This window comes from Vibrio diazotrophicus (assembly GCF_038452265.1).
In the GTDB taxonomy this organism is placed as follows: Bacteria; Pseudomonadota; Gammaproteobacteria; order Enterobacterales; family Vibrionaceae; genus Vibrio; species Vibrio diazotrophicus.
This window is the reverse complement of sequence record NZ_CP151842.1, coordinates 2,007,055-2,032,117: the sequence shown is the minus strand read 5'-3', so window position 1 is coordinate 2,032,117 and position 25,063 is coordinate 2,007,055. Positions and strand designations below refer to the sequence as shown.

General features: G+C 44.4%; 19 protein-coding genes and 1 riboswitch. Of the genes, 10 read left to right on the top strand and 9 right to left on the bottom strand.

Annotation, left to right across the window (positions count from 1 at the left end; all coding sequences use genetic code 11):
• Positions 1-140: 140 nt before the first annotated feature.
• From AAGA51_RS09260 to elyC, 4 genes are all read right to left on the bottom strand, one after another.
• Positions 141-728, bottom strand: coding sequence for a TfoX/Sxy family DNA transformation protein (locus tag AAGA51_RS09260; RefSeq protein ID WP_042481998.1), 588 nt, complete (start codon positions 726-728; stop codon positions 141-143).
• Positions 729-841: 113 nt separating this feature from the next.
• A riboswitch (cyclic di-GMP riboswitch) is annotated at positions 842-940 on the bottom strand.
• A 174-nt stretch (positions 941-1,114) separates the two neighbouring features.
• The gene (gene purR, locus AAGA51_RS09255) at positions 1,115-2,125 is read right to left on the bottom strand and encodes an HTH-type transcriptional repressor PurR (RefSeq protein WP_042481999.1); all 1,011 of its coding nucleotides are present in this window, start codon (positions 2,123-2,125) and stop codon (positions 1,115-1,117) included.
• A 281-nt stretch (positions 2,126-2,406) separates the two neighbouring features.
• Entirely contained in the window at positions 2,407-3,054 is a 648-nt protein-coding gene (torD, locus tag AAGA51_RS09250) for a molecular chaperone TorD (RefSeq protein WP_042482000.1), read from the bottom strand.
• A gap of 144 nt (positions 3,055-3,198) precedes the next feature.
• Entirely contained in the window at positions 3,199-4,017 is an 819-nt protein-coding gene (elyC, locus tag AAGA51_RS09245; protein WP_102986048.1) for an envelope biogenesis factor ElyC, read from the bottom strand.
• 89 nt (positions 4,018-4,106) lie between these two features.
• Between elyC and cmoM the strand changes: the two genes are divergently transcribed.
• The 4 genes from cmoM to mukB are packed head-to-tail and all read left to right on the top strand — an operon-like array spanning position 4,107 to position 11,434.
• Positions 4,107-4,889, top strand: a complete 783-nt coding sequence (gene cmoM, locus AAGA51_RS09240; RefSeq protein WP_042482003.1) for a tRNA uridine 5-oxyacetic acid(34) methyltransferase CmoM — start codon at positions 4,107-4,109, stop codon at positions 4,887-4,889.
• An 11-nt stretch (positions 4,890-4,900) separates the two neighbouring features.
• Positions 4,901-6,238: a chromosome partition protein MukF gene (gene mukF, locus AAGA51_RS09235; protein WP_042482005.1), complete on the top strand. Its 1,338-nt coding sequence runs from the start codon at positions 4,901-4,903 to the stop codon at positions 6,236-6,238.
• Positions 6,219-6,977 carry a chromosome partition protein MukE gene (mukE, locus tag AAGA51_RS09230; RefSeq protein ID WP_042482006.1) on the top strand — a complete coding sequence of 253 codons (759 nt, stop codon included), beginning with the start codon at positions 6,219-6,221 and terminating at the stop codon, positions 6,975-6,977. Before mukF ends, mukE begins: the two co-directional genes overlap by 20 nt.
• Complete coding sequence (mukB, locus tag AAGA51_RS09225) at positions 6,974-11,434, top strand: chromosome partition protein MukB (RefSeq protein WP_042482007.1); 4,461 nt, start codon at positions 6,974-6,976, stop codon at positions 11,432-11,434. The genes mukE and mukB overlap by 4 nt, the downstream gene beginning before the upstream one ends.
• A 100-nt stretch (positions 11,435-11,534) precedes the next feature.
• Here mukB and AAGA51_RS09220 read toward each other — a convergent pair whose 3' ends face one another.
• From AAGA51_RS09220 to AAGA51_RS09210, 3 genes are all read right to left on the bottom strand, one after another.
• Positions 11,535-12,068: a gluconokinase gene (locus AAGA51_RS09220; protein WP_042482008.1), complete on the bottom strand. Its 534-nt coding sequence runs from the start codon at positions 12,066-12,068 to the stop codon at positions 11,535-11,537.
• A gap of 109 nt (positions 12,069-12,177) precedes the next feature.
• Positions 12,178-14,541, bottom strand: a complete 2,364-nt coding sequence (locus AAGA51_RS09215) for a GH36-type glycosyl hydrolase domain-containing protein (protein ID WP_042482010.1) — start codon at positions 14,539-14,541, stop codon at positions 12,178-12,180.
• Between the two features lie 19 nt (positions 14,542-14,560).
• Positions 14,561-15,580, bottom strand: coding sequence for a LacI family DNA-binding transcriptional regulator (locus AAGA51_RS09210; RefSeq protein ID WP_042482012.1), 1,020 nt, complete (start codon positions 15,578-15,580; stop codon positions 14,561-14,563).
• A gap of 269 nt (positions 15,581-15,849) precedes the next feature.
• On the opposite strand from AAGA51_RS09210, the gene AAGA51_RS09205 reads away from it, so the two are divergent.
• The 5 genes from AAGA51_RS09205 (at position 15,850) to AAGA51_RS09185 (ending at position 21,234) form a co-directional block, all read left to right on the top strand.
• A complete protein-coding gene (locus AAGA51_RS09205) occupies positions 15,850-17,076 on the top strand; it encodes an ABC transporter substrate-binding protein (RefSeq protein ID WP_042482014.1) in 1,227 nt (408 codons plus the stop codon).
• Positions 17,077-17,159: 83 nt separating this feature from the next.
• Positions 17,160-18,044 (top strand): carbohydrate ABC transporter permease, encoded by an 885-nt coding sequence (locus AAGA51_RS09200; protein WP_042482017.1) that lies wholly within the window; start codon positions 17,160-17,162, stop codon positions 18,042-18,044.
• A 63-nt stretch (positions 18,045-18,107) separates the two neighbouring features.
• On the top strand, positions 18,108-18,965 hold the full coding sequence (locus AAGA51_RS09195) for a carbohydrate ABC transporter permease (RefSeq protein ID WP_217995498.1): 858 nt from the start codon (positions 18,108-18,110) through the stop codon (positions 18,963-18,965).
• 4 nt (positions 18,966-18,969) lie between these two features.
• Complete coding sequence (locus tag AAGA51_RS09190; protein ID WP_042482018.1) at positions 18,970-20,061, top strand: ABC transporter ATP-binding protein; 1,092 nt, start codon at positions 18,970-18,972, stop codon at positions 20,059-20,061.
• Between the two features lie 177 nt (positions 20,062-20,238).
• Complete coding sequence (locus AAGA51_RS09185; RefSeq protein ID WP_042482020.1) at positions 20,239-21,234, top strand: Gfo/Idh/MocA family protein; 996 nt, start codon at positions 20,239-20,241, stop codon at positions 21,232-21,234.
• Positions 21,235-21,331: 97 nt separating this feature from the next.
• Here AAGA51_RS09185 and AAGA51_RS09180 read toward each other — a convergent pair whose 3' ends face one another.
• Positions 21,332-22,228: a LysR family transcriptional regulator gene (locus AAGA51_RS09180; RefSeq protein WP_255209360.1), complete on the bottom strand. Its 897-nt coding sequence runs from the start codon at positions 22,226-22,228 to the stop codon at positions 21,332-21,334.
• Between the two features lie 84 nt (positions 22,229-22,312).
• On the opposite strand from AAGA51_RS09180, the gene AAGA51_RS09175 reads away from it, so the two are divergent.
• Positions 22,313-23,242 (top strand): DMT family transporter, encoded by a 930-nt coding sequence (locus AAGA51_RS09175; protein ID WP_042482024.1) that lies wholly within the window; start codon positions 22,313-22,315, stop codon positions 23,240-23,242.
• Positions 23,243-23,435: 193 nt separating this feature from the next.
• Here the strand turns inward: AAGA51_RS09175 and AAGA51_RS09170 are convergent, their stop codons facing one another.
• The gene (locus AAGA51_RS09170; protein ID WP_042482026.1) at positions 23,436-24,719 is read right to left on the bottom strand and encodes a GGDEF domain-containing protein; all 1,284 of its coding nucleotides are present in this window, start codon (positions 24,717-24,719) and stop codon (positions 23,436-23,438) included.
• Between the last annotated feature and the right edge of the window lie 344 nt (positions 24,720-25,063).

Genomic DNA, 25,063 nt, shown 5'->3' with positions numbered 1-25,063 from the left:
GTCCTTCATCTATGGTTAATAAGAAAGGGAAAGTCGATTTTTAATTTCAATCTGGGTTCACTTTTCTTAAATACAGAAAGCTGCTGAAAAACAAAAAGCACTCGTAAAGAGTGCTTTTAAACTTAAGGTAAGTTTTTAACTTAAAGCTTCTGCATTAACTCGTCACGACGAGATTGAGGAATCACCGACCAGTGTTTACCTTCAATTGCACCTTCTAATGCCCAAAGTAACTCTAAACCAACAGTTGTGTTGTGAGTCTCTTGTACCGCTCTGAACGCGGCGAGTGCACCTTTTTGTTGAAGCATATCAACAGAATCGATGCCTGCTTTTTTCAGCATACGCTCTGTAGCCAGACGCATGTTAGGCAGATCTTTAAGGCGATCGGGTTTCGCTTTCGCTTGAGTTTCACGTTCTTGCTTTGCTGCTTCTAAAGCCTGTTTCGCCTCTTCAATAATCTGCTCTGGGGTTTCCCAAGCATTTTCAGGTAAAGCGAAATATTTTGTAACAACAGGGAAACCACGTTTCTTATAAACGTAAGGTTCATATCCTTGTTGCTGGAAATTTTTTGAGGAGTGATCATCTGCGCGAATGTGCAGTCGGTCGTTAACCACTAGAGCGAACATCGCGTCGTCGATGAAAATGCCGAACCCTCCGAACATAGAACGTGATTTCACACATCCTAGCTGCTCAAAAAGCCGCATTGAGTCTTTTAGTACTGGTTTATCCATGCTGTTAGTCTCGGTGTATTAACTAATACGCCACCAAATTCAGGTCCGAGAGAATAGCAAAAAAATACATGAAGTATGTCAATCAATAGTCAACTCATGTATAGATTTTTGCCATCGGCAACCCCGCTACCTACCAGTGATGAATGAACATCGTTTGGTTTAGGCCGGAGGCTTTGCGTCCCATCCTTTCAAATGGTTTGCCCTGTGCGTGACACTAGACTGAAAATAATAATCAAAAACTTGAATTAGCATCACATTTATGTGCGCTAAATGTGATTTTAGTTCAGAAAGTGAACTTTATGTTTACTGTTTTTATTACAATCGAAAAATTTTGCGAGAGACTTCTCGCAAGCCCTAGGAAGTTCTAGGGCTCTATTAAGTGTAACTTATTCTTTTGTGAGATCTTTTACTGTATCGCGTTCTACGATTTCTGGATGCATTTCAAAGATACGGCGTTCGTGTTCTTTGTCTTTAATGCGTTCTAGCAGGATTTCGAAAGCGTTTTTACCCACACGACGTTTCGGTTGGTGGATAGTTGTCAGTGGTGGTGAGAAGTACTCAGCCAATTCAATGTTGTCGTAACCAATGACAGAAATATCGTCAGGTACACGAACACCTTTCTGTTGCAGACGCGACATTAGACCCAGCGCCATGGTGTCGTTAAAACAGAACACTGCGGTTGGCATTTTATCCATTGCGATGATCTTATCGGCTGCTAAAACGGCAGTGTCGCACTCAAAGTTGCCTTCTAGAATCCAGTTATCATTTACTTCTAGATTGGCTTCGCCCATCGCGCGACGGAAACCAGCGATTCGTTCCTGGCAAGCCAGTTTGTTTAAATGGCCGCTGAGGCAAGCGATGTCTTTGTGTCCTCTGTCGATAAGGTACTTAGTTGCTAAGTAGCCACCTAGTTCAGAGTTGTCGATAATCTTGTCGGCTTTAGACGCTTCTGGACCCCAGTCCATAATAACTTTTGGAATGTCAGCATGTGCATTAAGCATTTCTGATAGTTCAGGAGTGAAGTCAGAACACATCACCAGAATACCATCGACACGTTTTTCAGCCAGCATTCGAATGTAGTCTCTTTGCTTCTCGTAAATACCACCCGTGTTACACAGAATTAGCGTATAACCTTGTCGGTAACAGTAGCTTTCTACGCCGTCGATAACTTCAGAGAAGAATAGGTTGGTGGATTGAGTAACCAACATACCGATAGTACGTGTTGTATTGCATTTCAAGCTACGTGCTACCGCACTTGGTGCGTAGTTTAGCTCTTTTACTGCTTCAAGAACTTTCTCTTGAGTTGCTTCTGCTACAAAGCGAGTTTTATTAATAACGTGTGATACGGTTGTGGTTGATACGCCTGCTAAGCGAGCAACGTCTTTAATCGTAGCCATAGATTTGTCCTGTTTTGACTGCTGATTTTAGCTAAATTTTATTAGGTCAAACAAACCCGATTACTGGCCGGATTCAGCAGCGGCGAAGTTGAAAAGCTTCTAGCCTAAAGTCACTAAAACACAAAAACCGCTTTGAAACAGCGGTTTGCGTTTTAAATAATGATTAATCATATTTTTGCTGTTGAGTTTAAACCGCAAACGGTTAGCTCGCAACGACAAATCATAAGCGCAAACTCAACGGTAGTCACAATTCATTGCCTAAAATGAGCTGTCGGCGAGAATCAGTCGCCAGTAAGGTAATGTAAATCAAGTTGTAGAAAAGCAACTAATAATACGGAGATTGAAGAATAAAACCCTAATTTGTCCACACTTGAGCAATGAAGAGAAAATTCTGGCACCCAGCTCAGTAAATGATTACGGATATAGTCTGCTTGAAACTGAAGTGCTTTCTCCATATGCGGCTCTTTTTCCAGTTCATTCGAACGGATAATTAGGTGGCCAAGAAAATCCAACTCGATAGAAAGATGATCATAAGACTCATCTGCCTGTTTCTGTACATGAACGCCATTTTGTTCCATCAGATCCGCAATCGCTTGTGCTGGGGATATATCAACAAGCTTAGATTTATCAAAATAGAGTGAAGCATAGGGTAGTGCAGAATTTTCATCACATTTTGAAAATAGATGATCAAAGCTGTTGGCTATTTGAATTTGAGCATCCTGTTGCTTGAGGAGCCGGTCGAGGACAGAAATGAACGTTTGGCTAGGTTCTGCTAAATGCGCATTCTCACCAAGACCTGCTAAGAAGCTATGAATCTCTGGGGAATCATAACGTGCTAACTCTTGTGTAGTGAGCTCATGAGTATACAGACCTGAAAGCCACCAATAAATTTCAGCACGTTTGTCATTGAATGCTTTAATTTCTTTCATCGCTTAGTTCCGGTTCAGCCTTTTTCTAAGTCTAAGCAATAATTGCGCTTTATATGAAATTTACTGATTAATTTGTTTGGAAATTGTGCTGTAAAGATAAGAAAAAACCCGCACTAGGCGGGTCTTAACAGAGTGTGAATATTACTACTGGTTTTGTGTTACGGTTTCTTCATAACCAGCGACATAGTCACGCAGACCCTGCCAAAGTTGACCTAAACTCTCGTGCCAGAATCGTTCTGTTTGTTCCAAATAACGTGCTTTAGGCGTGTACTTTTCCCAAGGTTGCGCGATGTTTACTTGCGCCAGAAAGTTGGTTGGCGCCGGAATGGGGTTTAGCCCAGCCGATTCAAACTCTTTAATTGCTCTTTCCATGTGGCTAGCCGAAGTAACCAATACGAGCTTTCTGTTTTGCACGAAAGCTGCGGCTTGTCTTGCTTCTTCCCATGTATCTTTAGCTGTTTCCAACAACACGATATCGGATTTTGCGACGCCAAGAGCCAAAGCAACACGCGCCAGCATACGAGCATGACTGAACTCACTGCCGCCGGAATAGCCAGAAAGAATCAGTTTAGACCCCGGGTACATGCGAACGATGCGTATACCTTCGGCTAAACGCATTAGTGCAGTACGAGAAAGTTCCGATGTAGGCGGTATATCGTCGTCAACAACATGGCCGTTACCTAATACCATTACATAGTCAATTGCCCCTTCCACAGGAAGGAAAGCAGAGTATTGACGCTCCAGTGGCATCAATAAGCGAGTTGATATTGGTTGGAACGAAATAAGGAAAAGACTGGTGAGTGAAAATAAAACGATTAGGCTGCCAGTCTTACGCTTGGCAGTAAACATAATCAGCATTAAGCCGATGAATCCCACAATCAGCAGTGCTGGCAAGGGCATTAAAAAGGATGAAACAATCTTTTTCAGCTCAAACATAAACAAAATAGTCCGAAAAAACAGCACTTGATAATAAAAAGGAATAAACCCTCTTTATTCCTGCTATTCCTATGACAAAATAGCAGCACGAATTCGTTATCATAACTCAAGCCGCCGTGACAGAAGATCGCAATTTCGACGATATTGCCCACAAATTTGCAAAAAACATCTATGGCTCTGACAAAGGAGAAATCCGCCAAGTCATTGTTTGGGAAGATCTCATACAGATGTTAACAAATTTTGACCAGTCAGAAGCTCCATTGCATGTCCTTGATGCAGGAGGTGGACTCGCACAGATGTCACAGAAGATCGCCAAACTTGGGCATCGTGTCACCTTGTGTGATCTTTCTTCTGAAATGCTCAATCTAGCCAAACAGGATATTGCCAATCATGGTTTGCTTGATCAATATCGTCTGGTTCATTCTCCTGTACAAAAAATTCAGGAGCATTTGAGTGAACCGGTCGATGTGCTGATGTTTCATGCCGTGATGGAATGGCTGGCAGACCCTAAACCTGCATTGGAAAACTTGTTAGATCAGGTTAAGCCGGGAGGGATGGCGTCTATCATGTTCTACAACTATCACGGGCTGGTATATAAAAATGCGGTTTGTGGCAATATTCCTCATGTATTAGAGGGGATGCCGCATCGAAAACGATTCAAGCTCCAACCTCAAACCGGATTACTTCCTACGGAAGTGTACCAATGGATAGAGGACGCAGGGTTTGAGATACAAGGAAAATCAGGTATTCGCTGTTTCAGTGATTATATTGGCAATGTGAAAAACATGGGCGAATACCAATACGATGATGTATTGGCTTTAGAACGAAAATTTTGTCGTCAGGAGCCATACCTCTCATTAGGCCGATACATACATGTATGGGCTAAGAAAAAACAATAACAGGAATAACAATGGGTGAGTTAACTCAGAAAGCTGTTGAGCAACCTATTGATGAATTGGTTAGCTGGGTAAAACAGCATGATTTCTCATTAAATCTATCGACTGAGCGACTCGCATTTCTCATTGCAATTGCAGTGCTGAGTAACGAAAGGTTTGATGAAGAACTCGGTGAAGGCGAGTTGCACGATGCATTCACTATAGTCACTCGAATGTTTGAAGATACAGGTGAAGCATCGGCTTTTCGTGCTAACAACGCCATTAATGAGCTAGTTAAACAACGTCTTATCAGTCGCTTTACCAGCGAACTCAATGAAGGGGCGAGCATATATCGACTGTCGCCACTAGCGATAGGCATAACCGATTACTACGTTCGTCACCGAGAGTTCTCTAAGCTGAAGCTGTCTATCCAACTCTCTATGTTGGCTGACGAAATGGCAAAAGCTGTCGAATCTGCACAGCAAGGTGGCTCAGTTGGACACTGGAAAAAGAACGTTTTCGGTGTGCTGAAATACTCTGTGGGTGAAATCTTTGACCGTATTGATTTAAATCAACGTGTCATGGATGAGCAGCAGCAATCCGTAAAAGAGCAAATCGCAGAGCTTCTGAATAAAGATTGGCGTGAAGCCATCAATAACTGTGAAGAGCTACTTTCAGAAACATCTTCAACATTGCGCGAGCTGCAAGATACCTTGCAAACCGCTGGCGATGATCTTCAAACTCAGATTTTAGATATTCAGGAGATTGTGTATGGCAATCCTGAACTTGAGTTTATTGAAGAGACCTTATTCAGCTTGCAGATGAAACTCGACCGAATCACGAGTTGGGGTCAGCAGGCGATTGACTTGTGGATTGGTTATGACCGCCACGTACATAAGTTCATTCGTACCGCTATTGATATGGACCAAAACCGTGCGTTTAGCCAACGTCTGCGTCAATCCTTCAATGACTACTTTGAGCAACCTTGGTATTTAACCTATGCCGATGCTGAGCGCTTGATGGATCTTCGTGATGAAGCGCTAGTGCTTCGCGATGACGAAGTGACAGGTAGCGTTCCTGACGAAGTAGAGTACGAAGAATTCCAGCAAGTAAACGATGAACTTGCTGAGAGAATTGGCGCAATGCTGCAAGTGCATAAAGACCAAGGACAAGCGATAGATTTGGGTGCTGTATTGCGCGATTACCTCGCCACTCATCCAAAAACTCATCATTTTGATTTAGCACGAATAGTTGTTGATCAAGCCGTTCGACTCGGTTACTCCGAATCGGACTACCGAGCGATTCAGCCGGACTGGCAAGCAATCAACGATTTTGGTGCAAAGGTACAAGCAAATGTCATCGACAGATATTAATGAATACATGCCAGAGAATCTGGCGAAAGCGATCAGCAATCCGCTTTTCCCTGCACTGGACAGTGCCTTGCGTGCGGGTCGACATGTTTCCAGCGACGATTTAGATAATCACGCATTCCTATCGGATTTTGAAACGGAACTGGCGCAATTTTACCAACGTTACAACACCGAACTGGTACGCGCCCCTGAAGGCTTCTTCTACTTACGTCCGCGTTCTACAACACTTATCAACCGCAGTATTTTGTCCGAGCTGGACATGCTGGTGGGTAAAGTGCTCTGTTTCCTTTATCTTAGCCCTGAGCGTTTGGCTCATGAGGGTATCTTTACCAATCAAGAGCTGTATGAAGAGCTGCTTGCGCTAACCGATGAGAAAAAACTCATGAAGTTAGTGACGAACAGAGCCAACGGTTCTGATCTGGATAAAGAGAAACTGTTTGAAAAAGTTCGAGCATCACTTCGTCGTTTACGTCGTCTCGGCATGATTATCAATATCGGCGAAACCTCAAAATTCAGTATCAGTGAAGCGGTATTCCGTTTCGGTGCTGATGTACGAGTAGGTGACGATATGCGTGAAGCGCAGCTGCGCCTGATCCGCGATGGTGAAGCTGTTGTGCATAATCAGGAACCGAATCAACATAGTTTGTTGGATGAAGGTTCATTAGAGGAAGACTTGTTAGACGAGGATTCCCTAACAGATCAAGAGCAAGTCGATGATACAGAATTGGAAGGTGAAGCATGATTGAAAGAGGTAAGTATCAATCGCTGACCATGGTCAACTGGAACGGCTTCTTTGCTCGTACTTTTGATATTGATGGCTTAGTAACGACACTATCTGGCGGTAACGGTGCCGGTAAATCGACCACTATGGCAGCGTTTATCACTGCGCTTATCCCTGACCAAAGCTTACTGCATTTCCGCAATACGACAGAAGCGGGTAGCTCGCAAGCATCTCGTGACAAAGGTCTGTTCGGTAAATTACAACCGGGTGCTTGTTACGCAGCACTTGATGTGGTGAACTCTCGCAAACAACGCTTATTGTTTGGCGTGAAGCTGCAACAAGTCGCTGGTCGTGATAAGAAAGTGGATATCAAACCATTCCTTATTCAAGGCTTGCCAAGCCATATCAAACCGACTGATATCCTAATCGAAACGGTTTCAGACAAGCATGCGCGCGTACGTCAAATCAACGATGTGAAAGCCGCAGTCTCTGCGATTGAAGGTGCACACTTCAAAGCGTTTAGCTCTACCGTGGATTACCACGCGCAAATGTTTGAGTTTGGCGTTCTGCCGAAGAAACTGCGCAGTAGTGGTGACCGCTCTAAATTCTATCGTTTAATTGAAGCGTCTTTATACGGTGGTATTTCAAGTGCGATTACTCGTTCGCTTCGTGATTACCTATTGCCGCAAAATGGCGGCGTTAAGAAAGCGTTCCAAGATATGGAATCGGCGCTGCGTGAAAACCGCATGACGCTTGAAGCGATCAAATCAACCCAAGCCGACCGCGATCTGTTTAAACACCTGATTACTGAATCAACCAACTACGTAGCAGCTGACTACATGCGTCACGCAAACGATCGTCGCAATAAAGTCGGTCAGACGCTTGAACTGCGCAAAGAGTTAATGAGCTCTCGTGAAACCTTGATTGAGCAAAACAGTTTGCTTAACCGAGTGCATGAAGAACTTGAAATGTTGGTAGAACAAGAGTCTGCACTTGAGCAAGACCATCAAGGTGCTTCTGACCATCTGCAACTGGTTCAAAACGCATTGCGCCAGCAAGAGAAGATTGAACGCTATCAGGATGATCTTGAAGAGCTGAACATGCGTCTTGAAGAACAGATGATGGTGGTTGAAGAAGCTCAGGAGCGCTTATTAGAAGCCGAAGAGCAGGCCACAGTTGCGGAAGAAGAGGTGGATAGCCTTAAGACGCAACTGGCCGATTACCAACAAGCACTGGATGTTCAGCAAACCCGTGCACTGCAATACCAACAAGCATTGCAAGCGCTAGATAAAGCGCAGCAGCTACTGGGTGATGAAGCCATCACTGCTGAAAACGCCGTAGCGAAAGTGGCAGAGCTTAAGCAGCAGCAGGAAGAGCGCACTTCAGAGTTACTGTCTCTGAAACACAAACTCGATATGTCGTCTGCGGCAGCATCTCAGTTTGAGAATGCGTTTAGCTTAGTGAAGCGCGTGTTGGGCAATGTTGAACGCCAAGATGCAGCTCAAGAAGCAAGAACACTGATTCGTCGTGCGAATGAAGCACAACAAGTGACGCAAAACGAACAACAATGGTATGCGCAGCAACGAGATTTAGAACGTCGCTTAGAGCAACAAACCGCTGTTCGTAAACTTGCTGATGACTACCAAAAACAACACAACGTCACTTTGAGTGATGAAATGGCGGTTGAGCAAGAGCTAGAACGCCATCAAGCAGTATTGGAAAACTTAGAATCGACACAAGAAGAACTGCGTGAAAAACGCAGTGAACAGCGTCGTCTAGAGCAAGACCAAGTGCAGAAAATCACTCAGCTTGAAGCTATCGCTCCTGCTTGGATTAAAGCCAACGATGCACTAGAAATTCTGCGTGAGCAAAGCGGTGCAGAGCTGGCTAACAGCCAATCTGTTATGGCAGAAATGCAGCAGGTATTGGAGCAAGAGAAAGTCCAATCCAACGCGAAAGATAAGCTTGCTGAGCGTCGTGATGTTCTAGAGCAAGAAATTGAACGTTTAGCGTCTCCAAGTGGTTCGAACGATCCTCGCTTGAAAGGCTTAGCCGATACGCTTGGCGGTGTGTTGCTGTCAGAAATTTATGACGATATCACTATTGAAGATGCACCATATTTCAGTGCGATGTATGGTCCAGCACGTCACGCGATTGTGGTTTCTGACCTCACAGGTATCAAAGAAAAGCTCATTGAACTGGATGATTGTCCTGAAGATCTCTACCTGATTGAAGGTGATGTAGACGCGTTCGACGACAGTTCATTTAATGCTGAAGAACTGGATGGCGCGGTTTGTGTTCAGTTCAATGATCGTCAGATTCGTTATTCACGTCTGCCAGCTATTCCTCTGTTTGGCCGCGCAGCACGTGAACAACGTTTGGAACTATTACGTTCTGAACGTGAAGATGTGGTGGAACAACACGCGAAAGCTGCTTTTGACTCGCAAAAGCTGCAACGTCTATACACCAGCTTCAATGAGTTTGTCGCCAAGCATCTGCACGTCGCGTTTGATGCAGACCCAGAGCAAGCAATTCAAGTTGCGCGTGATAAACGTAACCAAATCGCTCGAACTCTGGCTGAGTTAGACAGTCAAGATCAACAACAACGCAGTCAAGTGCAGCTCAGCAAACAAGCGATTTCTGCCCTAGATAAAATTGCACCGAATATGTTGCTGATTGAAGACGATTCTCTAGCGGAACGAGTAGAAGAAATCGCACAAAAGATTGCTCAATTGAGTGAATCGAAAAGCTTTATTTCGGCTCATGGAAAAACTATCTCTGAGCTAGAGAAAGTGGTCAACGCGCTAGACGCAGACCCAGAGCAATTCGACGCACTGGAAGAGCAATATCAGCAAGCGGATGCACAACTTCAACAATTGAAAGCGCAGATCTTCGCGTTATCTGATTTGGTTGAACGTCGTCATCACTTCGCTTATTCAGACTCAGTGGATATGTTGAGTCAAAGCAGTGAATTAAGTGAGCAGTTGAAAGCGAAGCTAGTGCAAGCGGAAAGTACTCGTAATCGTACTCGTGAAGAACTGAAACAGTCTCAAGCACAAATTGGTCAATACAATCAGGTATTGGCATCGCTGAAGAGCTCGCATCAGGCAAAACTAGAAACGGTTCAAGAGTTTAAGCAAGAACTACAAGAGTTCGGTGTTCATGCTGATGAAGGTGCGCTAGAGCGCGCGCAACGTCGTCGTGATGAACTGTATGAACGTCTGCACACTTCTCGAGCTCGTAAGAGTGAATACGAACGTACTATCACTTCAACTGACCTTGAGATGAAAGCGCTGGTCAAGCGTCTTAAGAAAGTTGAGAAAGACTACCGTGACTTACGTACGTTTGTCGTCAACGCGAAAGCGGGTTGGTGTTCTGTACTGCGTTTAGCGCGCGAAAACGATGTAGAGCGTCGTCTGCACAAACGTGAACTTGCGTACCTGTCTGCGGATGAACTGCGTTCTATGTCAGATAAATCATTGGGTGCTCTGCGTCTGGCTGTAGCAAACAATGAAGATCTGCGTGATGCGCTACGTCAGTCGGAAGACAATGCTCGCCCTGAACGTAAAGTATTGTTCTACATTGCTGTTTATCAGCACCTTCGCGAACGTATTCGTCAAGACATCATTCGTACTGACGATCCAGTTGAAGCTATCGAAGAGATGGAAGTGGAGCTGGCACGTCTAACCGAAGAGCTGACTCAGCGTGAGAACCGTTTGGCTATCAGCTCTGAATCGGTGGCGAGCATTATTCGCAAAACCATTCAGCGTGAACAAAACCGAATCCGCATGCTGAACCAAGGCTTGTCAAACATTGCCTTTGGTCAGGTGAAAGGCGTTCGTCTGAATGTTAAAGTTCGCGAAAGTCATGAAATCCTATTAACAGGGCTGTCAGACAATCATGAGCAGCATAGAGATCTGTTTGAAAGCTCTCGCTACACCTTCTCAGAAGCGATGGCGAAGCTATTCCAACGTGTGAACCCACATATCGATATGGGGCAGCGCTCTGCTCAGGTACTGGGCGAAGAGATGCTGGATTACCGTAACTACTTAGAACTGAGTGTTGAGGTAAGCCGTGGTTCAGATGGTTGGTTACAAGCAGAATCTGGCGCACTGTCTACTGGTGAGGCGATTGGTACTGGTCAGTCAATTCTGTTGATGGTGGTTCAAAGCTGGGAAGAAGAGTCTCGCCGTCTGCGTAGTAAAGACATCGTTCCATGTCGTCTGTTGTTCTTGGATGAGGCTGCGCGTCTTGACTCTAAGTCAATTGCAACCCTGTTCGAGTTATGTGACCGCCTAGATATGCAGCTTCTGATTGCGGCTCCTGAAAACATCAGCCCAGAGAAGGGGACAACCTATAAACTGGTGCGTAAGGTGTTCAAAGATCATGAGCACGTGCACGTGGTTGGCTTAAGAGGCTTCGGACAAACTGAAAAGCCGAAATCTGATGAGCAGTTATTAGCAGAAGAACTCGGTTAATAACGAAAACCTAATAAAAAACGCCTTCTTGAAAGAAGGCGTTTTTGTTTCTAATCACGCAAGGTTTACAGGTACTAAACCCCAAACGCAGTTGTATTTGTTAACTTAAATAAGCCTTACTAACGGAAACACACTGATTAACGACGTCAGAAATGGAACCCGTGATATCAATTTGATGAGTATTTGGTTCTTGTAATGAAGGCATTTCAAGAGTAGCGAATTGGCTGTCGAGCAGTGACAGAGGCATAAAGTGGCCTTCACGGTTTTGCATTCGTTGTGCGATGATTTCTTTGTCGGCATGAAGATGCAAGAACACCACATTGTTGTTATCTTCGCGTATTTTGTCGCGATAAGTCTGCTTTAGTGCCGAGCACACTATTACGCCGATTTCGTTTTTCTTTTCGATACTAAAAACAGAATCACGGACTCGTTCAAGCCAAGGGGCTCGGTCATCATCATTCAGTGCCTGACCTTGAGACATCTTAATTACATTGGCTTTAGGATGCAGATCGTCACCATCAATAAACTTACCGTTAATGGCTTTTGCGAAGTGCTCACCTACGGTTGATTTACCCGTGCAGCATACGCCCATGATGATGAACACCGCAGAATGTTGGTTTTTTTTATCACTCATAGTTTGACTTAAATTGTTTTTAGTTTTTGTTAGAGGCTTGATTGACGAGGCTTGAACATAGGTCAGAGTGATTACTTCTGACCTATGGGGTAGTTCTTAGGTTGGATTGTTAGCGATGGAAAATGCGAACAATGACCTCGTAAGTTTTGCCCGCAGCAATATTTTCAATCACGTTCGAAGACAGCCGGTTGCCGTCTACAAAAATGCCTGCTTCACTCTCACTGTTTACTGTTTGGTATTCAACATCGAATGTGGCACCACGGAACTGACGCAATACATGAGCATGTTTCCAGTCAGAAGGTAATTGCGGTGCAATCACAAGACCTTGTTGGCAGCCTTTCAAGCCAAATAACTCTTCAATCACTAAGCGGTAGTACCAAGCGCCAGTACCCGTATTAAACAGGTTGCTTGAGCGTCCTGCGGTTTCAGGGAATTGGTAGTATGCGCCGCGATAGTAGTTTGGAATGTATACAGGTAGCTGACCTCGTTGAGTAAATGACTCATTTTCTGGATCGGCTAACATCTTTCTCAGAGTTTTAAAGGCTCTGTCGGACTGCTTAATGTTGTACATACTCGCAGCATAAAAAGCCGCGGCATGGTTATACACAGAACCATTTTCGCCGGAACCAGGCCATTTTTGGGTCACACGGCCAACATCCTCTCGCATAGCCGTAAACGCAGGTGCGCATAGCATCACACCATAAGGCGTATCCAACTGCTCATCGACGGCTTTGAGCATTCGTGCAGTTTGCTGTTCATTAGGCATGTTGGCTAGGAAAGCCCAACTTTGCGTATTTAAGAAGATACGTCCTTCTTTGTCCTGTGGAACACCAAAGGTCACACCATCGTCAGTGATACCACGAGCATACCAGTCGCCTTGCCATAAATACTCGTCGGCAATAACTGCTAGCTCATCGACGGTTTGCTGGAATTGCTCGATTTTCTCGCTGTGATTAACACCGCGTGATTGGCGAATCCAAGATTGCAGAGCAAAACTTAATGCTTGGGTTAACCAGCCTGAAACTCCTTTGCCTTTGTAACCCACCATGTTCATTGGGTCACACCAATCTCCCTGCGCAATATAAGGCAAGCCGCGTTCATCACGGGCGTGACACATATATTCCATGGCAAGGTTCATGTGCTCCAATACGCTGCTCTTCTCATCAGAATCCGCCCAAGGGACAGGTTCATCCAACAGCGCCCAATCATTGGTTTCATTCAAATAGGCTTCAAGAATGAGTGTTAACCAGACTGAGTGGTCAGTATGAGGGATCTGGTTGATATATTTTAATTCGGCTTCTGGTGTTAACAGAATACCGTCAGGCATTTCGCCGTCGCGTTTCTGCTGTGACAGAGAGGTGAGAATAACCTGCTTAGTCTCTTGGCTGTTGACATAAGCCATGCCCATGCCATCTTGCAAATAGTTACGTGTTTGTGGGTCAGTGGTTAATCGATGCGTATCCCCGTGGTAGAACACTTGACGAGGCAGCCAGTTATTAACGAACTGATCAAAGATTTTGTCCGGTGTTGATACCTGTAACCCCCCTTTACCTGACTCAATATAACTCTTGTAGCCAGCCACAGTCTGGTTCTTATTCGCACCCAGAGTTTGTTCTAGGGTGTGGCTGATCTCCGCTTTATTCAATGCTGGGCCGAATACAAAGTTAAACTCTTGTTCTTCTTCAGATTGCAGGTCTAATGAAAACTGCATAATGCACGCAGGCATTTCATAGTAGTTTGCCTGATCGCTTAATGAACTACCTTGTTGAAGGGCGGTTGGATTATGTAAACCACCTTGTCCTTCGAAACGAGGAATGCTGGTTTCAAAATGAGTCGGGCGCACATCACAGGCAAAGTATGTGATGTCTTTAAGATGTTTGTTCTTTTCGTAGTCTTCAAGCTTTTGATATGGCGTGATGGAGGTACAAACAATTGAATTCAGCGTCTCATCATAGTGAGCCGCCATGTTCATCCAAGACATGTAGCCGACCGGAAAGTAGGGGACGAGAGAAATTTTTCTCGTCTTACTGTCACGATTCACAACCTTGACCTTCCAAAGCTCAGCAACAAAATCGGCGCTAAGGGTCAGCGTCATTTCCATTTCGATACCCAAGTGCTTGATATGCCATTTAATATCATTGAGACCGGGTAGGAACTGATAGCTGTCCAATTCTTTCTTCATTGGTGCAAAAGGCGCTGAGAACATTTCACCACTTTCATCATCTCTCAGATAGAAAAAGCGACCTGGATGGTGAGCGAAGTACGGTTGCTCTGGCTGCATAAAACTGGTGGCAGCCATATTCGGGTTGTGAGCGTATTTTTTAGGCTCAGGATTCATATATTGAGCTACAGCGTAACCTTGACAATTCACATGAATCATCATCTTCTTATTCCATAAATATCCCGCGCTGTTGGGTACTAGAGTTGGGTCATCTAGTAAGAAGCGTTTGCCGGAGTCAATATAGTGTGTCATTCAATAGCCCTCTGAAATACTACTTAGTTTTCAACTGTTTTACTGAGTGTGTTGAATTGCGGATGGATAGCGTCGGTTCAAAACGAGTCTTTATTGGGAGCGATTCGCCGTAACATAAATTGAGAATTTGATGGCAAGCATTGATAGAAATTTCTTCTAGTGGAATGCGTACACTGGTTAGCGATGGTGAGGCATATTCTGCCAAGTCAATATCGTCATAACCAATCACCGACACCTGTTTACCGACTACGATACCTTGTTCGTTCAGTGTGGAAATTGCCGCCATGGCGCTGTTGTCGTTACCGCAAAATAGAGCGGTAAATGGAATGCCTTTATCAATCAAACGTTGAGTGGCAGCACGACCCAGTTCAAAACTGTAGCCGCCGGATTCAATTAACTCTGGTTTCACCTCAATGCCAGATTCCGCTAGTCGATCTATGAAGCCCTGATGACGACTGATGGCATCTTGTGCATTCATACGTCCAGTGACGATGGCAATTTCAGTGTGGCCAAGTTCAATGAGGTGTTCAGCCGCTAGGCGACCACCTTGGTAATGATTGGCGCAGAAGGTTTTATCTATTAACTCTTCGATATCACGGTTAATAAACACAACCTTAGGATAGCGAGCTTCGATCTTCGCTAACTGGATAACAGATAGCTCAGGGCAGGACATCAAAATGCCGTCGCAATCACGTTCAATCAAGTAATCGAGGCACTTGATTCGCTCTTCATCGTTTTGCGCATCTTCAGCGTTGGCCAGAATGATGTGCTTGTCCCGTTTGCGTAGTTCTCGTTCTATGGTCTGCAACATTTTTCTATGAAATGAGCCAGAGAAAGAGGGCACCCAAAGGCCAACAATATCTGAACGCTTTGACGACAATGAGCGCGCCATACTATTTGGGCGATAGTTTAATTCAGCCATAGCTGCAGCGATTTTTTTGGCTGTTTTGGGTGAAACAGAAGCGTTTCCAGATAGATGTCTGGAAACGGTTCCGACTCCAACTCCAGCTAACTTAGCTACATCTTTTATAGTCGCCATAGATCTCTACTCACTTACCTAAAGTACTGCTTTAAGCCCATGGTAGAGCCATATTTTGCATATTTACAGATTTTTTTTGCCTAAAACCATTAATTTATGCAATTAGTGATCAAATCCTCATATTGATATATTTAATAAAAGATCTTCTAGAAGAGTCCAATATATAGATATATAAAATATAAAAATGGAATCGATTCCATTTTGAACCATTAAGATTCAGCGTTAATTATTATTAATAGACACAATAACGAACTCTAAAGGTACCCCCAATGATTAAGAAACTTACTCTGGCTGCCGCCATAACCCTCGCTACCACGCCAGCTTTTGCTAAGGAAGAAGCAGAAGTGATGCACTGGTGGACTTCCGGTGGCGAATCCGCAGCGATCAAAGTCTTGGCCGATTCATTTGAGGCGCAAGGTGGAACTTGGAAAGATAGCGCAGTTGCGGGTGGTTCAAATGCTCGTAGCGCGGCAATCAACCGTATGATTGGTGGTTCCCCAACGACAGCGGCTCTATTTAATACTTCTCAGCAGTACCACGAGATGATCGCAGAAGACATGCTGAACAACATCGATGAAGTAGCGAAAGCCAATAACTGGGAAGCAATCTTGCCGCAACCAACGTTGAATGCCATCAAAGTTAATGGTCATTTCTATGCTGCTCCTGTGAACATTCACATGCCGGGTTGGTTCTGGTATTCAAAAGAGGCGTTTGCTAAAGCAGGTATTGAGAAAGAGCCTACCACTGTTGATGAACTATTTTCTGCTCTAGACAAGCTCAAAGCTGCTGGCTATATCCCTCTGGCTCTTGGTGGTCAAAACTGGCAAGAAAACCTAATGTTCGCCACGGTTCTAAGTAATGTAGGCGGCAAGCAACTTTACCTTGATGCGCTAGGTAAACGTGATAGTGAAACTCTTAATTCAGCTGAGTTTAGAAATGTTGTTGATACTTTCTTGAAACTTAAGCCATACGTAGATACAGGCTCTCCAGGTCGTAACTGGAATGATACAACCAGCCTTGTTATCAACGATAAAGCAGGTATTCAAATCATGGGTGACTGGGCGAAGGGTGAGTTCACTCAAGCCAACAAGATCCCAGGTCAAGATTACGGTTGTTTCCCAGGTTTGGGTGATGATTCTCTTTACATCGTGGGCGGTGACGTATTCGTATTCCCGAAAACCGACGATAAAGGGCAAATCGCAGTTCAGAATAAACTGGTTGAATCAATGCTAAGTCCTGAAACGCAAGTTAAGTTCAATAACTTGAAGGGTTCGATCCCAGTTCGTACCGATATCGATGTTTCAAGCATGGATATTTGTGCACAGAAAGGTGCGGCGATCCTGAAAGTGGCAGAACGTCAGGTACCAGATGGTTCAATGCTGATGGAAGAATATCTGTACGGTTCACTTAAAGATGCAGTGACAGAAGTATGGAACGCGCAAGAGATGACGACAGATAAAGCTGTCACTATCTTTACTCAAGCGCTTCGTGACTAATATTACTTTCACTTACAAGGCGTACGTATGTGCGCCTTTTTAAAGAATGTCTCTCTTATTTTGACTTATCGTGGAGTGCATCGATGAATGTTGCTGCGGTGCAAAGACACCTAAAACGTAACGCACTTGCCTATTTGGCAGCCTTACCCATGGCACTGACCGTGTTGATTGCCTATATGGGCACTATGTTCTGGTCGGTTCGTCTTTCGTTTTCTAGTTCAAGAATGTTGCCTAAAAGTGACTTCGTTGGATTCGCTCAGTATGAGCGACTATTCAGTACTTCCCGCTGGGTGACTTCGCTGGAAAACCTACTGGTCATTGCTTTTTTGTTCCTCGCAATCTGTTTTGTGCTGGGCTTTTTATTGGCTGTTTTTATAGATCAAAAAATCAAAGCTGAGAGCTTCTTCAGAACCGTATTTTTGTTTCCTTATGCCATGTCTTTTATCGTCACTGGCTTAGTGTGGCAGTGGATATTTAATCCACAGTTAGGTATCCAAAAAACTATGATCTCTTTGGGTTGGGAGTCTTTCTCTTTTGATTGGATTGTTAACCCCGATATGGTGCTTTATACCGTTGTGATTGCTGCGGTGTGGCAGGGGGCTGGTCTTGTCATGGCGCTGCTTCTGGCTGGTCTTCGTGGTATTGATGAAGACTTATGGAAAGCGACCAAAATTGACGGTATCCCAACGTGGCGTGTCTATATCAGCATTATTTTACCTATGCTGCGCCCAATGATTATCACTACTGTCGTTTTACTCTCTATCAGCATCATCAAGATGTATGACGTCGTTGTCGCGATGACTGGCGGCGGCCCCGGTGTGGCAAGTGAAGTACCGGCTAAGTTCATCATGGATAACCTATTTGAACGCGCAAATATCGGATTGGCGACGGCAGCATCGACCGTGATGCTAACGACTGTCTTGTGCTTAATCGCGCCATTCATCTACTCAAATTACATTAAGAAATAAGGTAGGTAACTTATGTCGGCGACACATTCACCTACAATGAAATTGACCGCATCAGAGCGACCGATGTCAGTCAAAGCACAATGGGGACGCTTTGGTGTTTATGGGTTTTTAATCATTACAGCACTGTTCTTTTTGTTGCCTCTTTACGTGATGCTGGTGACCTCATTTAAAGAACTGGACGAGATTCGTCTATCTTCTATTTTTGCTCTTCCGCAAAACTTTTCGTTGGATGCATGGAAAACGGCATGGAGCAGCGCTTGTACAGGCTTGGAGTGTAATGGTCTACAAGTAGGTTTTTGGAACTCAGTCCGTATCTTAATTCCAAGTGTGGTTATCTCCGTGCTATTTGGTGCCATCAATGGATACGCGCTGTCATTTTGGAAAATTAAGGGCGCGAACCTGCTTTTTGCTTGCCTACTGTTAGGCGCATTTATCCCTTATCAAGTGTTTATCTATCCCTTGATTCGAGTTTATGCAGATATTGGTATTTACGGCACTTTGACTGGTGTAGTGGTATCTCACGTCATTTTCGGTATGCCAATTATGACGCTGCTGTTTAGAAACTATTACAGCACTCTACCGATGGAACTGTTTAATGCTGCGCGCATAGATGGAGCAGGTTTCTTCAAGGTGTTCTTCAATATCATGCTGCCAATGTCAGTGCCAATTATCATCGTGGCAGTGATCATGCAGGTGACCAATATCTGGAATGACTTCTTAATCGGTTTGGTTTTCGCGGGTAACGACAACCTGCCAATGACCGTTCAACTCAATAACATCGTGAATACAACAACAGGCGAGCGTGCTTATAACGTCAATATGGCCGCTACTATTCTTACATCACTTGTACCGCTAATCATTTATGTCGCTTCAGGGCGTTGGTTTGTTCGTGGTATCGCCTCTGGTGCAGTAAAAGGGTAATTTTATGGGAATCGTAAACATCAGTAAGCTCGACATCAGTTATGAGTCGACAAAAATCGTTAAGCAGTTAGACCTTGTTATTGATGATGGTGAGTTTCTCGTATTGCTTGGCCCTTCAGGCTGCGGGAAATCTACGCTACTTAATGCGATCGGTGGTTTGATTGATACCAGTGGTGGAAACATCCATTTTGATGGCAAAGACGTGACTTGGGCAGACCCAAAAGACCGTGGTATTGGCATGGTATTCCAGTCTTATGCTCTCTATCCAACTATGAGCGTTGAGAAAAACATGTCTTTCGGGTTGCGCATTGCAGGCGTAGATAAAGCGACTATCGATAAGAAAGTTGCTTGGGCGGCGAAGTTGCTGCAACTAGAGCCGCTACTAAAGCGTAAGCCGTCAGCACTTTCAGGCGGACAACGTCAACGTGTTGCGATAGGTCGAGCCTTAGTTCGCGATGCGGATATCTATCTGTTTGATGAACCTTTATCGAATCTAGATGCGAAACTACGTGCGGAATTAAGGTTAGAAATCAAAAAGCTACATAAGACGCTCAAATCAACAATGATCTATGTTACACACGATCAAATTGAGGCGTTGACTCTAGCTGACCGCATTGCAGTAATGAAAGACGGAATTATCCAGCAACTGGATACCCCTCATAATGTCTACAACAAGCCACAAAACCTGTTTGTTGCGACATTCTTAGGTTCTCCAGCAATGAACTGCATTAAAGGGCATCTAAGCGTACATGCGGATAAAGTGCTGTTTAAATCAGCGGATTTGAATATTGATGTGAGTGGATACCCATTTGTTGAACAGCCTGTAGATGGTGCCGCAGTGACGTTAGGTGTTCGTCCTGAACACTTAATTGCAGAGCTTAATGAAGACGCCTCCGACAACGTTATTCAAGGGGTAGTGGAGTTGGTCGAGCCGATGGGTTCTGATACCTTGGTGTGGACCAAGTTTACCGAGCAGCACACTCTGTCTCACCGAGTGACATCAGAAGACCAACTTTCTGTAGGCGATTCATTCAAAGTGAAAGTTGAAGCAACCAAATGCTCGATTTTTGATACTCAGTCGACTCAGCGTCTGTAAAGCCGCTGCGCTGAAAAGTCTGTGACGCCTGACTCTTTCTGTTACTCAATGGAAAGCTAGGCTAAGGTTTAGTTTATACGTGCTAAACCTTAAACTCGTAGATAACTTGGAGAAGCTGGCTTTGAGTCGGCTTCTTCATTTTGCTTTTTGGGAACAAAAAAATAACAGGGAACATTTATGTCTGAAACTACCTTTAACTGGGGGATTATTGCCCCTGGCCGAATAGCTCACAACTTTGCCAAAGCCCTTAAAGTGGTACCCAATGCAAGTTTGTATGCGGTAGCCAGCTCTAACCTAGAACGAGCGAAAACCTTCGCCCAAGAGTACGATTGCGAACATGCCTACGACGACTATCAAACTCTTATCGATGATCCTCAAGTTGATGCTATCTACATAGCAAACCCACATCGCTTTCACTTTGAGTGTGCTAAAAAATGCCTGATAGCGGGTAAACCGGTACTGTGTGAGAAACCTATCACTGTCAATGAAGCACAAGTTCAAGAATTGGTAAATTTAGCGCAGAAGCATCAAACCTTTTTGATGGAAGCGGTATGGACACGTTTTCTGCCAGTTTGGCAGCAAGTGAAACTGTGGCTTGATGAAGAGCGAATTGGCGAGTTGCGTGTATTGAGTTCATCTTTCTCATTTAATGTTCCGCGTGATGAGAATGATCGCTTGTTAAACAATGAACTTGCTGGTGGTGCCTTGCTTGATACGGGGATTTACAACCTCACCATGTCGCAGTTTGTGTTGCAGCGTGAACCAAGCTCAATCGTCGCCAATGGCTTGATAGGCGAAACCAATGTGGATGAGCGTACAAGCGTGATTCTTGATTACGATGGCATAGCCAGTCAGTTCACTTGTGGACTCAATGCCAACTTGGACAACAGCTTTACCATTTATGGCAGTAAAGGAAGCATTGCCGTTGATTCTATGTTCTGGGGTGCAACCAAAGCAGTTCTCAATGTTAAAGTCGAAGAAGAGCAGGCGATAGAGTTACCTTTCAGAGCAACAGGGTTTGAATATCAAATCGAAGAGGTGATGAACTGTATTGCTCAAGGCAAACTGCAAAGTGACGTTATCAGCTGGCAGGACAGTATTAATACCATGAAAACCATGGATGAAATTCGTCGACAAATTGGTCTGGAATACCCTTTCTTAAACCGTGATTAGTCGCTTGAATGCCGTCTTCTAGGCGGCAGTGCAAAAAACGCGTCAAAGATAGTTTCCAACACTCAGCCAGCTACTTAAAACGCTGGCTGAGTGTTTTCTATTTAAAGTGCAGTAGAACGAACTCGATGAACAGACGCACTCGCATTGGCAGGTTGTCGCGGTCGCGATACAGCATATGTAATGTGCGGGCTTTACTACTCCAGTCGGGTAGTACGTGATTCATTTCACCCTGAGCTATCATAGGTAGCGCAAAGTAATCTGGTACGTATCCGATACCCAATCCTGTTTTGATGGCGTGAGTTAACATTACAATTTCATCTACTTCCAGTCTTACCCCCTTATTCGGGTGATAATCAAACTCTTCGCCACTCTCTTTGTGTACCAACTGCCACGGTATCATAGGGCGACAAATGACTGTGGGATGACCGCACAACTTATCTGGTGTGGTTATGCCGGAAATATCATAGTCAGGATGAGAGCACAAAATGAAGTGGATGTGCTTTAACGGCCTTGCAATCCAGTTGTCGACCACAGTGTTTCCGACTCTAAACACCACGTCCATGCCTTCCGCTTCAATATCAATCAAGGTGTTGGAAAAACTAAGATCTAGCTGAATGTCGGGATATTTCAGCAAGAACTCATAAAAAATGGCACGCAGAAACTGAGAGCCTGCATTGATGGGGGCGGAAATGCGGATTTTTCCTTGAGGCTGATACTTATCCCGATGCAGATCTTCGTCAATATCATTGAGTTCATCAAACAGGGCGACCGAGCGTTGAAAATATTGCTCACCGATACTGGTCAGAACGACGCGATGAGCGTCTCTGTTGAGCAGGCGGAGCTGTAAATCGGTTTCCAGCTGGCGGATGCGGCGACTCAAAGTTGAGAGCGGCATACTCAAAGATTGGGCAGCGTCTTTGAAACTGCCCAAACGTGCTACAGTACAAAAACAGCGCAGATCGTCTAACGAATAGCTTGGTTTCATTATTGGCATTTACCGTCTTGTTATTGCTTGTTTATCCAACTATTGAAATCAATACACTAAGGAATACATTTTGACAAGTCATCTGGAGTGACGATGAAATCTGATTCAACGATGAAAGCAGTGATCCTTCTTATTATCTGTACCTTCTTTTGGGGTAGTTGCTTTCCAATTGGCAAACACGTTTTAGAGGAAGTTCATGCTCTTACTTTGGTGTTCTGGCGCTTCGTTATTGCGGCCTTGTGTCTGGCTGTGTATCTCAAAGCTGTGCGTATACCCAAATTGAACTTGAGTTCGAATCAATGGGTTTGGGTTATCGCCGTCAGCGCCGTGGGAATAGGGGGCTTGAACCTCGGTTTGTTTACAGGCTTAGCTTCTACTAATGCCACTAACGGTTCATTAATTATGGCGCTTAGTCCTTTGATGACCTCTCTTATCGCCTGTGTTGCGTTGCGAACGCTGCCGTCTGCTATGCAGTGTTTTAGCCTGCTGGTCAGTTTGACGGGTGTTCTGATGGTGATCACCAACGGACATTTTGAGGCGCTGTTTTCAATGCAAATCAACCACGGCGATAAGCTGATATTCTTCGGAATGCTGGCTTGGAGTTTCTACACGTACTTCAGCCAAGGCATCAGTCGTTGGATGCCAGTGATCCCTTATACCTTCGTAGGCATGTTAAGTGGGGCTGCAGTTATTGGTGTGATGTGTTTGGTAACACCAGAGGTGCATCCATTTGCCGAGTTATGGAATAGCTCTGTGTTGGGTATATCAGAAGTATTGTATATAGGGGTATTTGGCACCGTGGCTGGCTATCTGCTGTGGCTAAACGGTGTGCGACACTTAGGCTCTGCCAATGCGGCACTGTTTTTCAACTTTGTACCCATCTTCTCTGTGTTGACCTCGTATATGCTCGGTCAGGCGGTGACAGAATTACAACTGCTTGGTATTGCCGTCGTTATTACAGGCTTATTACTACCACGTATTTCTCTGTTTAAACGCGAATCTAAAACCTGCTCAGAATCTTAGGTGGGAACACAAACATTTCAATTATAAAGGCGGAATGTTTCCGCCTTTATCGTTCACCCAGCTTGTGATTTTGCTTACTTAACGTAGTCTCCAAAACCTCTTGTGCGGAGCACTTGCATCATGCACAAAGCGGTAAACAAGCTTACGGGGCTAGATATGCTTGATAGTCCGAATATCGCTTAAAAATTAAGCCCTAACACTTTGCAAACGAGAAGGCATTTTTGCCTGATTTCTTCACCTTATACATCGCATCATCTGCAATCTTCAGTAGATCTTTCAGGTTATCAGCATCTTCCGGATATGAAGCGATACCGATGCTGGCATTCACCTTAACCATTCCACTAGGCAGCGAAATAGGCTCAGCTAAACTACTCAGGGTACGCTTAGCAATGCTCTCTGTATCGTTGGCACCGAGTTGCAGTATCACAAACTCATCACCACCGACACGAGCCAAAATATCCGATTGGCGAATTACAGACTTAATACGCTGTGCAACAATTTTTAGTACTTCATCCCCAATATCATGGCCATGTTTATCATTGATTTGCTTAAAACCATCAAGGTCGATAAACAGTGCTCGCACACTTTCACCATGTATCGTGGCATCGTTCAAAAACTGCTTTGCGGCTTTTTGCATATGATGCAGGCTAGAAACTTGAGTCAAAGTATCGGTCATGGCGATATGGTGTAAGTTTTCATGTGCCTGTTCTAGTTCCGCCAATGCATCATAAAGTTCGGTCACATCATACTCAACCACCAGCAACAAAAACTCTCCGGTTAAAGGGTGGCGAGTGCGTCTAATATCAAGTGAATGCTGACGATCACCTTCGGCCGTGCGCATAATGTAATCCCAACGACCACCTTTTTCCTCGATTGCTTTCGCCAGACATTCTCGTCCCTGTTCAGGAGAAGCAAAACGCGCCACGAACACACTCTGTCCTTCGGGTATTGGTTTGCTGTTTAAATGGGCATAAGTTTCTGTGGCGGCTGGATTTTCAATTACGATCTCGCCAGCGTCAGTAAAGGTGGTAGCAGCGACTCGTGTATAACGCATCGCTTCTACCAACAATAAGTTTTCGGGCTGCTGACCCAGTTCCACTTTTTCGTTAATAAAAGCGATGATTCCACGATGCTTTTCAGGCCCCAATAACACAGCTCTGTGCATCATAAAGAGAGTTTTGGGTTTTCCGTTAGGGTAGGTTGTCCATGGATCTATCGTCAGACCATTTTTAGCCGCCAGCTCAAATGTCTGCGCCGTTCTATCCTTTGCGCCTTGAGTGTCACCAGAGAGGTCTTTATCAATAAGTTGTTGAACATTCTCTAATCCCCAAAAGTCGACGGCGGCTTGATTTCCCCACCACCAACCATGTTTATCGAGGTCAAAAAACCACACCACATTAGGAATGAGTTCATACAAAGCTAATTCGTCGTGGCTTTTGATATGGACCAAATGGTCGTAGTTACTTTTGCTTTCCATGCTTTAAGTCAACTCATCTACAATGTCTGAAAACAGTAAAATCATCATATCACTGCATTTGAGAGAGAACAGTAGCTCGGTGCATACCTATCTCACACCATTGATAAATCCCTATTGAGATTAGTGAAATATACATCGAATCTATTCATTACGATGAAACAGTACTAATTTCGCCAATTTTGCAAAACGCCTTAAAACATCAGGGGTACACTGTTCTCGAACTGTTAGAGTTGGCACAATCTAACTCGAAAATGCACCGAAGCCTGTTACGTCTCTATATACGCCACAGATAATCAGCTAGTTTTGATATACAAAAAGTAATGATTTAACCCAGTGGCTTCGAA